At 49.6% G+C, this 9586-nt stretch carries 13 protein-coding genes; 10 read left to right on the plus strand and 3 right to left on the minus strand.

Going from position 1 to position 9586, the window contains the following annotated elements; genetic code table 11:
• Nucleotides 1-42: 42 nt before the first annotated feature.
• Nucleotides 43-1215, minus strand: coding sequence for an alpha-hydroxy acid oxidase (locus tag HMPREF2726_RS11140; RefSeq protein ID WP_009312134.1), 1173 nt, complete (start codon nt 1213-1215; stop codon nt 43-45).
• 352 nt (nt 1216-1567) lie between these two features.
• Between HMPREF2726_RS11140 and iscR the strand changes: the two genes are divergently transcribed.
• From iscR to iscA, 8 genes are all read left to right on the plus strand, one after another.
• A complete protein-coding gene (gene iscR, locus HMPREF2726_RS11145; protein WP_003757728.1) occupies nt 1568-2014 on the plus strand; it encodes a Fe-S cluster assembly transcriptional regulator IscR in 447 nt (148 codons plus the stop codon).
• A 29-nt stretch (nt 2015-2043) separates the two neighbouring features.
• Nucleotides 2044-3258 (plus strand): IscS subfamily cysteine desulfurase, encoded by a 1215-nt coding sequence (locus HMPREF2726_RS11150; protein ID WP_003764834.1) that lies wholly within the window; start codon nt 2044-2046, stop codon nt 3256-3258.
• Nucleotides 3259-3687: 429 nt separating this feature from the next.
• Entirely contained in the window at nt 3688-4431 is a 744-nt protein-coding gene (locus HMPREF2726_RS11155) for a hypothetical protein (RefSeq protein WP_246827891.1), read from the plus strand.
• Nucleotides 4432-4560: 129 nt separating this feature from the next.
• Nucleotides 4561-4689, plus strand: coding sequence for a hypothetical protein (locus HMPREF2726_RS14840; RefSeq protein WP_002234986.1), 129 nt, complete (start codon nt 4561-4563; stop codon nt 4687-4689).
• 69 nt (nt 4690-4758) lie between these two features.
• Nucleotides 4759-5145 carry a Fe-S cluster assembly scaffold IscU gene (gene iscU, locus HMPREF2726_RS11160; protein ID WP_003674559.1) on the plus strand — a complete coding sequence of 129 codons (387 nt, stop codon included), beginning with the start codon at nt 4759-4761 and terminating at the stop codon, nt 5143-5145.
• Nucleotides 5146-5590: 445 nt separating this feature from the next.
• Entirely contained in the window at nt 5591-5839 is a 249-nt protein-coding gene (locus HMPREF2726_RS11165; protein ID WP_003779183.1) for a recombinase RecA, read from the plus strand.
• A 14-nt stretch (nt 5840-5853) separates the two neighbouring features.
• On the plus strand, nt 5854-6450 hold the full coding sequence (locus HMPREF2726_RS11170; RefSeq protein WP_070603393.1) for a hypothetical protein: 597 nt from the start codon (nt 5854-5856) through the stop codon (nt 6448-6450).
• A gap of 60 nt (nt 6451-6510) precedes the next feature.
• Nucleotides 6511-6831, plus strand: a complete 321-nt coding sequence (gene iscA / locus HMPREF2726_RS11175) for an iron-sulfur cluster assembly protein IscA (protein WP_003764837.1) — start codon at nt 6511-6513, stop codon at nt 6829-6831.
• On the opposite strand, the gene HMPREF2726_RS13450 is transcribed toward iscA, so the two are convergent.
• Nucleotides 6791-7012: an alternative ribosome-rescue factor A gene (locus tag HMPREF2726_RS13450; protein ID WP_049223989.1), complete on the minus strand. Its 222-nt coding sequence runs from the start codon at nt 7010-7012 to the stop codon at nt 6791-6793. The genes iscA and HMPREF2726_RS13450 overlap by 41 nt on opposite strands.
• A gap of 82 nt (nt 7013-7094) precedes the next feature.
• Here HMPREF2726_RS13450 and hscB point away from each other — a divergent pair, with 82 nt between their 5' ends.
• A complete protein-coding gene (gene hscB / locus HMPREF2726_RS11180; protein ID WP_070603395.1) occupies nt 7095-7601 on the plus strand; it encodes a Fe-S protein assembly co-chaperone HscB in 507 nt (168 codons plus the stop codon).
• Between the two features lie 109 nt (nt 7602-7710).
• Here hscB and waaF read toward each other — a convergent pair whose 3' ends face one another.
• Nucleotides 7711-8736, minus strand: a complete 1026-nt coding sequence (gene waaF / locus HMPREF2726_RS11185) for a lipopolysaccharide heptosyltransferase II (RefSeq protein WP_070603397.1) — start codon at nt 8734-8736, stop codon at nt 7711-7713.
• 379 nt (nt 8737-9115) lie between these two features.
• Between waaF and HMPREF2726_RS11190 the strand changes: the two genes are divergently transcribed.
• Nucleotides 9116-9544, plus strand: a complete 429-nt coding sequence (locus HMPREF2726_RS11190; RefSeq protein WP_036529403.1) for a hypothetical protein — start codon at nt 9116-9118, stop codon at nt 9542-9544.
• The last annotated feature ends 42 nt before the right edge of the window (nt 9545-9586 follow it).

The following is a 9586-nucleotide window of genomic DNA, read 5'->3' on the forward strand; positions in this document are numbered from 1 at the left end:
TTGGGGAATTTTGCAAAGGTCTCGACCTTTTTGTATGAAACATCAGAATTTGTCATCAGGCCAGCGCGTGCTTTGTAGGATGCTGGCGTCGACGTCCTGAATATTGCGGTGACCGGTAAACGCCATGGATATGTCCATTTCCTTATACAGGATTTCCAGCGCGCGGGTAACGCCTTCTTCGCCGTATGCGCCCAAGCCGTAGAGGAACGCGCGGCCTATCATCGTGCCTTTCGCGCCCAAGGCCCATGCTTTGAGGATGTCCTGACCGCTGCGGATACCGCTGTCCATCCAGACTTCGATGTCGCTGCCGACTGCGCTGACGATGTCGGGCAAGGCTTTGATGGAGGATACGGTATCGTCGAGCTGGCGGCCGCCGTGGTTGGAAACGACCAATGCGTCCGCGCCGCTTTTCGCTGCTTTTTCCGCATCTTCAGGTTCCATAATCCCTTTGATAATCAGCTTGCCGCCCCACAAATCTTTAATTCGGGCAACATCGTCCCAGCTCAGGCGCGGGTCGAATTGTTCGGAAGTCCACGAAGACAGCGAGGACAAATCGCCGACGTTTTTGGCGTGTCCGACGATATTGCGGAACGTGCGGCGTTCCGTGTTCAGCATTTTCATGCACCATTCGGGCTTGGTCGCCAGATTGATTAAATTGGCGATGGTCGGTTTCGGCGGCGCGGACAGACCGTTTTTGATGTCTTTGTGGCGTTGGCCCAAAACCTGCAAATCGGCGGTCAAAACCAATGCCGAACATTTGGCATCCTTCGCGCGCTTAATCAGGTTTTCCATAAACTCGCGGTCGCGCATCACATAAAGCTGAAACCAAAACGGCGCGCTGGTGTTTTCGGCAACGTCTTCAATCGAGCAGATGGACATGGTGGACAACGTAAACGGAATGCCGAACTTCTCCGCCGCCCGCGCCGCCAAGATTTCACCGTCGGCGTGTGCCATACCGGTAAAGCCCGTCGGTGCAATCGCCACCGGCATCTTCACATCCTGACCGATCATTTTGGTTTCCAGGCTGCGGCCTTCCATGTTGACCAATACCTTTTGGCGGAAGCGGATGTCTTTGAAATCCGAAGTGTTTTCGCGGTAGGTGGTTTCCGTCCAAGAACCTGAATCGATGTAATCGTAAAACATGCGCGGCATCTTGCGCTTGGCGACAAGGCGCAGGTCTTCGATACAGGTCATTTTGCTCAAATCGCGTTTCATTGTTGATTGCCTCTGTTAAGGGGTTGCTTATGGATTGGGTCGTCTGAAACGGGCAGGGCGGTTTCAGACGACCTTTTGTAATACCATAATGATTTAGTATGAATTAGATAATCTATATCAATCGCAATTATAAAGCAAATGGTTTTAACCCCGCCAAAAGCAGGGTAATAGCACTTTTTAGACGACCTCGGATTCAAGTTTCAGATAAAAAAAGAGAAATCTTCAGGCAGATAAAAATCCATTCGCACAGCCATTTAAACAAACAATCGGAAGACGCCCGAATATACTTGACTGAATCACTCAGATATTAGACAATCGCACCACTATAAAAAAGCCGACACAGGCACCTACCATGAGACTGACCACAAAAGGGCGTTTTGCCGTTACCGCCATGATTGATTTGGCGATGAACGCGCAAACCGGCGCTGTCAAACTCAGCGCCATCAGCGAACGCCAAAGTATTTCGCTTTCCTATCTCGAACAACTATTCAGCAAACTGCGGCGCGCCGGGCTGGTCGAAAGCCTGCGCGGCCCCGGCGGCGGCTACATCCTCGCCGCCCCTCCTGCACAAATCAATATCGCCCAAATCATTTCCGCCGCCGAAGACAAGCTGGACGCCACCCAATGCAGCAGCAAAGCCAACTGCCACCACGGCGCGCCTTGCCTGACGCACGACCTTTGGGAAAACCTGAACAAAACCATCAACGATTACCTCAGCAGCGTTACCCTGCAAAGCATCATCGAACAGAAAAACAGCGATGACGGCAGCCAAGTCATCCAATTTACACATATCCATTAAGTACATTACAGAAAAAGAAAGAGCAAACCATGACCGTCAAAACCCCCGTTTATCTCGACTACGCCGCCACCACTCCTGTTGACAAACGCGTTGCCGAAAAAATGATTCCCTACTTAACCGAAACCTTCGGCAACCCCGCTTCCAACAGCCACGCATTCGGCTGGGAAGCAGAAGAAGCTGTCGAAAAAGCCCGCGCCGACATTGCAGCACTGATTAATGCCGACCCCAAAGAAATCATCTTCACCAGCGGCGCGACCGAGTCCGACAACCTCGCCATTAAAGGCGCGGCAAACTTCTACAAAACCAAAGGCAAACACCTCATCACCGTCAAAACCGAGCACAAAGCCGTGCTCGACACCATGCGCGAACTCGAACGCCAAGGTTTTGAAGTCACCTACCTCGGCGTACAAGAAAACGGCCTGATTGACTTGGAAGAACTCAAAGCCGCCATCCGCGACGACACCATCCTGATTTCCGTGATGTGGGTGAACAACGAAATCGGCGTGGTGCAAGACATTCCCGCCATCGGCGAAATTTGCCGCGAACGCAAAATCATCTTCCACGTCGATGCCGCCCAAGCTTGCGGCAAAGTGCCTGTTGACGTGGAAGCCGCCAAAATCGACCTGCTGTCCATGTCCGGCCACAAAGTGTACGGCCCCAAAGGCATCGGCGCGCTGTACGTCCGCCGCAAACCCCGCGTCCGCCTCGAAGCCCAAATGCACGGCGGCGGCCACGAACGCGGCTTCCGCAGCGGCACCCTGCCGACCCACCAAATCGTCGGCATGGGCGAAGCCTTCCGCATCGCCAAAGAAGAACTCGAACAAGACATGGCGCACTACCGCAAACTGCGCGACATCTTCCTCAAAGGCATCGAAGGCATCGAAGAAGTCTATATCAACGGCGACCTCGAACACCGCGCCCCGAACAACCTGAACGTCAGCTTCAACTTCGTCGAAGGCGAAAGCCTGATTATGGCAGTCAAAGAACTCGCCGTATCCAGCGGCTCCGCCTGTACCTCCGCCTCGCTCGAACCCAGCTACGTCCTGCGCGCGCTCGGACGCAACGACGAACTGGCGCACTCATCCCTGCGCATCACCTTCGGACGTATGACCACCGAAGAAGAAGTGCAGTTTGCGGCAGAACTGATCAAATCCAAAATCGGCAAACTGCGCGAACTGTCGCCGCTGTGGGAAATGTTCAAAGACGGGATTGATTTGAACTCGATTGAATGGGCAGCGCATTAAAAGCAGCCTGCACTTGGTGGAATGGAATGCGGATTTGTGAATTCGAGTTCTTAGACTGCGTGAAAATAAGTGTAGACTGGATTCAGTAATCCAAATAAATCCACCAAGTTGCCTGAAACATTAAATTTAGCAATCTAACCTTGTTGTAATGATTATTAAATTATTAATAAAGAGGTAACACAAATGGGAATTTGTGGTGAATATGGTCACCAGGATAATGATATTGTTTGTGAGAAATGTGGCCAAACATATCAAGAGAGTGAAAATAGTTTTTCTCGAGATGTGCCTAAAGGGAGCGGAGAATGTGAGAAATACTTAAAATGCCCTTTCTGTTATGAAGAATACTGTTTGGAATATGATCAGCCAAGTTTAGGCTTGCATCCTTATTAAAAATATACTGCAACCAAAAATCAGCAAGTGTAGGTTGGGTTGAAAACCCAACAAGCCTATCAATCTGCTCGAAATGTTGGGTTTAACAACCCAGCCTACTTAATAAATAGAAAAAGGTCGTCTGAAAATCTCCCCAAAGACCTTTTCAGACGACCTTCTTCCAGAAAAATACTAAAAATGACTATAAAAAATAAAACACGCTACTTACTTTCTTGTCTGATGCTATGTTCTGCCCCGCTGGTTTCAGCACAGACACAACCCGATTGGTCAACGATATTTAAATCATTTGAAAATGGCTGTCAATTCGATAAACGTTTGGAAAACCTGCTTGATTCATTTAGTGATATAAACTACAGCTGGAACGATAAGGACTCTAAATATCAAAACCTACGTTTGAATTATCCCAATAGAGTCAATCTGCCAAAGGCTTACCGTGATCTTGCGCACCCGCCGATGACTTTGCACCGCGCGGAGTTTAGTGAAGATGGAGAACCGTTCATTCTTGATCAAACCCGTTTGAAACTCAGCGGTACTTATTATGGCTTGCCTGTGGTTCATATCAGCCAGACGTTCCAAATAGAAACCGCAGGTTACAGCTACACCCGGTTGTTGTTGGATGTGCCGCCGGAACAGGCACGCAAGGTGTTAAAAGGAAAATACCGTCCTGTTCGGAAATACAGTTTGATTTTAGAAGAATACGAAACCCTGCAAGCAAAACTGAAACCGATTAATGTCAACGGGAAAGCCCAAACAATTTTGGAATGTGCTTTTGTACATGGCTGATGAAAAACTGTAATAGATAATATTGAGCAATTTATCCAACCTAAACATTAAAAATGGTCGTCTGAAACCTCAAAAAGACCTTTTCAGACGACCTAAAAGACACCACATTAAAATCAAGGATACAAAACCATGAATGAACAAGATTTAGATTTGGACAATCTCGATAACCTGCTTGAAGATTTTGACGGCGTTACCGTGGAAGGCGGCGTCGATTCGGAAAACGATGACGGCTGCGAAGGCGGCGCGTGCAAAATCTAAACTTCAGGCCGTTTGAAAATCGGCAAACAAACCACTGAAACCATTAAAAAACATTAAGGAAACCACATCATGGCATACAGCGATAAAGTAATTGACCACTATGAAAACCCCCGCAACGTCGGTACTTTCGACAAAAACGACGAGTCTGTCGGCACCGGTATGGTCGGCGCGCCGGCCTGCGGCGACGTCATGCGCCTGCAAATCAAAGTGAACGACGAAGGCATCATCGAAGATGCGAAATTTAAAACTTACGGCTGCGGCTCCGCCATCGCTTCGTCCAGCCTGATTACCGAGTGGGTCAAAGGCAAAAGCCTGGATGACGCGCTGGCAATCAAAAACAGCGAAATTGCTGAAGAATTGGAACTGCCGCCTGTGAAAATCCACTGCTCCATTTTGGCTGAAGATGCGGTAAAAGCGGCTGTTGCCGACTACCGCAAACGTCAGGAAAACAAATAATCCGATTAGTGGGTGCTTTGTCGGTAGACATTCATAGGACTCTTGAAAGTCTTAGGGTTTCCGGAAAAAGTAAACTCGAAGGCTTGTTCCCTTCTCACTCAGAGGAGGAAGACAAGGACACAGAAACCTAATCCTTTTAAAGTTGCCGCCAAATTTGGGACTACCTGCCAATCTATCCCCTCTCCCCGCGGGAGAGGGTTAGGGAGAGGGCGATAAGCCATAGGCTTATATTTAGTCGATACGCCTGCAAAATCAAAAGAAACGGCATGCCTTTTCTTGTAAAGAAGAGGGTAAGGACACAGAAACCTAATCCTTTTGAAGTTGTCGCCAAATTTGGGACTACCTGCCAATCTATCCCCTCTCCCCGCGGGAGAGGGTTAGGGAGAGGGCGATAAGCCATAGGCTTATATTTAGTCGATACGTCTGCAAAATCGAAGGAGACGAAATGCCTTTTACCGATGAAGAAGCCCAATCCCTGCTTGCCGTCAAAGGCATAGGTAAAACCGTATTGCAGCGTTTGCAGCAAATGGGTTTGGATGATGTTGCCACGCTGGCGGCAGCGGATTTGGACGATGTTTTGGAACAGGGCGCGAAATTGACCGGCTCGACCTGTTGGAAAAACAGTCCGCAGGCTCGGGCAGCCATGCAGGCTGCCGTTGCTTGGGCGCAGCAGCGACAGGCAACGGAAAATTGAACAAGGTTAGATAAATGGGTAAATGCGGTATCGCGAAAATACTGTTTTACGCATATAGTTTGATACTGCTGGTCGGATATGCTTTATTTGCGGTGGTGAATTACTATCCTCCTGCACAAAGCATTGTTTTAAAAGAAGGTGCACGGGTAAAATTATCCTATGTTGCGCTCCAAAACAGTCAACCGCCCCTTATCACGATTGAGCGTGAATCCGGGCAGGCGAAACTGCATGCGGCAAGTGTGGAATCCTCGCCTGACGACATTACTTATCAGGTCTATACGCTACAAAGCACAAGCAAAAGAACAGCACATGCGCGGCGGCGGATAGATATCCGCTGTTTGGACTGCGCGGATACGCCTATTGGGTTAAACCATATCGAAGTGGAAATCTTGTCTTTGCGTCCTGAGATACGGGGCGAAACTGCACGGGTGTATTTAGCCTCTCGGACCAGGTTGGATTCTGCATTCCGTACGCCGCTTAACCGTGATTGGACAGGCAGTATTTATGGCTGGCTCAGTTTGTTAGCACTCTTCCCTGTTTGGCTGGGTGTTTGGTTGATTTGGGCTGTGTTGCTGTATCGTCAGCGGCACCGCAGGTTGCCAAAAAGTTAACTCAAGTTTCAGACGACCTAAAAACAAGTATTTTCAATCTATATAAAAAGGACAAATATTTTGATTACCATCACAGAAAATGCAGCCAAATACATCAACAACTACCTGACCAAGCGCGGCAAAGGCTTGGGTGTACGCTTGGGTGTGAAAACCAGCGGCTGCTCGGGCATGGCATACAACCTTGAATTTGTCGATGAGGCCAGCGCCGAAGATTTGGTATTCGAAGAACACGGCGCCCGCATCTATATCGACCCGAAAAGTCTGGTTTATCTGGACGGCACGCAAGTCGATTACACCAAAGAAGGCTTGCAGGAAGGTTTCAAATTTGAAAACCCGAATGTCAAAGACTCTTGCGGCTGTGGCGAGAGCTTCCACGTTTAAGACATAAAAATGGCGGGACAGTATCAAAACCGTCCCGCCATTTTTTCGCTTCCTGCCTGTTGTAGCTGCCTTTGCCTTTTCTTTTCCGTTCCACCTTGTGTCGGAACAAATCGGATTTCACTAAGGCTTTTAAAGCATTGTCGCGTATTTTGCCTTTATTGTGCTGCACTTTACTGCTCATATTCAGTCCTTTTGGTTAAGAATTAGCGGATTATAAGGCAAAATCAGGTTTCTGCCGAAAATTTCACATTAATTATCCCACCATGTCTCAATATTTCACACTCTTCCAGCTTGAACCCGCTTTCGATATCGACGCCGAAAACTTGGAGCAAACCTACCGCGCCTTGGCTGCCCGTTTCCATCCTGACAAATTCGCTTCAGCCTCCGCCTTCGAGCAAAAGCAGGCAGTGATGATGTCTTCCACCATCAACGATGCCTACCGTACCTTGAGAAATCCCATCGACCGCGCGGCGTATCTGCTGAAAACGTTGGGCATAGACGCCGACGCGCCGGAGCATACCTCTTTCGCTCCTGAATTTCTCATGCAGCAAATGGAATGGCGCGAAACGCTGATGGATGCGCAAATGGCGCAAAACAACGAAGCCCTGCGCGCGTTGGACCAAGAAATCAGCCGTGAACAAGACAAGCTGTATCAAGATTTGCGGACGGCCTTTGCCGGGAAAGACCATGAAACCGCCGCCCAATGGGTACGCCACGGCAGGTTTTTAAACAAACTGCGCAACGAAATCGCCGCCGCGTTGCAAGATTAAATACCCAGATTTTGAGCATCTGAAAGGTCGTCTGAAAACCGGAATAAGGTTTCAGACGACCTTTTGTCGTATGGTTTTGTTGCAGATTTAGAATTTGTCGGTTGATGGCTTATTCAGATTGTGTTTGCGCCAATTCCTCCGCCGCTTTTTGAACCATGTCCGGCGTGAGTTTGTTCAGGCAGTCGGTGTGTCCCAACGGACATTCGCGTTTGAAGCAGGGTGAGCATTCGAGGTGCAGGCTGACGATTTTTGCTTTTGGGCTCAAGGGCGGGGTGTGGTCGGGGCTGGACGAACCGTAGGCGGCAACGAGTTTGCGGTCGAGAGCGGCGGCGAGATGCATCAGACCGCTGTCGTTGCAGACGACGGTGTCGGCGCAGGAAAGCAGGTCAATCGCTTCGGAAAGGTTGGTTTTGCCGCAAAGGTTGGTGCAGAGGTTGTCTGAAAGTCGGTTGATTTCTTCGGCGATGTCGAAATCTTTTTGCGAGCCGAACAGCCAAACCTGCCAGCCTTCCGTCAGATAGCGGCGGCCGAGTTCGGCAAAATGGCGCGCGGGCCAGCGTTTGGCGGGGCCGTATTCCGCGCCCGGGCAGAAGGCGAGAACGGGTTTATCGGTGTTTAAGCCGTATTTGGCAAGAGCAGCGGCGCGGCTTTCGGAGGAAATGGTGAAACGCGGGTTATCGGAATGTCCGTTGAAGTCCGCCTGCGTCGGGTGGGCGAGGGCGGTGTAGCGGTCGACCATCAGGGGCAGGGCGGTTTTGTCGAGTTTGCGGATGTCGTTGAGCAGCAGATAGCGCGATTCGCCGACGTAGCCGGTGCGCTGTTTGATGCCGGTGGCGAAGGCGATGAGGGCGGATTTGAGCGAGCCGGGCAGGACGATGACTTGGTCGTAACCCTGTTTGCCCAGTTCGCGCCCGATGCGCCAGCGTTTTTTCAGCTCCAACGCGCCGTGTCCGAACGGGTTTTCAATAACGCGGCTGATTTCGGGCATGCGCTCGAATACCGCCATCGACCATTTGGGCGCAAATGCGTCTATGGTGCAACCGGGATGGAGTTCGTGCAGGCGGCGGTAAAGCGGCTGGGTCATGACGCAATCGCCGATCCAGCTCGGGGTGATGATGAGGATTTTTTTGGACATGGTGGTAGGGTAGGTTTGTATTGCGCGATATTGTATAGGAAACCAAGGCGCATGGGGTTGGCGAGTGCGGTTTGATGGTGTTGTTGTGCAAAAGACCGAGGGGTCGTCTGAAAAGGCAGGTTGAAATCAGTGGCGTCATGTTGACTGAATAAGGGTTTTGAATAAAAATCGAACCCTTATAGTGGATTAACTTTAAACCGGTACGGCGTTGCCTCGCCTTGGCTCAAAGAGACATTCTCTAAGGTGCTGAAGCACCAAGTGAATCGGTTTCTGTACTGTCTGTACTGTCTTGCGGTTTCATCGCCTTGTCCTGATTTAGTTAAGCCACTATAGTATCAATGGGCTTGAAAGTGCCGCTCTGAGGAGGTTTGGACGTATCGTGTTTTTTCAATTTCAAAACAGGCAACAGCGGATTTTTTCTTTGTTGAGCGCGGCTGTTGTGATTGTCATCGTTATGACCTTATGGTCTTATGCTTGGGCGCAATATTTTGATTTAGGGGCGAATGAACCGAAGGAGGCGCTTGAGATGGCCGGGTTTGGTTTGTTGGTGCAATTTTTCCTATGCCTGCCTTATCTTTATTTCAAGAGATATATTCTTACCACTCTTTTGGCGACATCGATTCTTAATGGCGCCTATTTGTTTTTGTATTGGAGCAATTCGACGCCGCTTTGCTGCGGTGATATGGGGCAAGGCTTGATGTCTATGCTGTTTATGTTTGTTTCGGGTGTATATTTCGTTGTCTCCTGTTTGGTGATTATTGCGTGTTTGCATGCTAAAAAGGTCAGGAAAATCGGACAGCCCTCATAATTCGGCATAGATATAGTGGATTAACTTTAAACCAGTACGGCG

It is taken from the genome of Neisseria sp. HMSC074B07 (genome assembly GCF_001810355.1).
Lineage (GTDB): Bacteria > Pseudomonadota > Gammaproteobacteria > Burkholderiales > Neisseriaceae > Neisseria.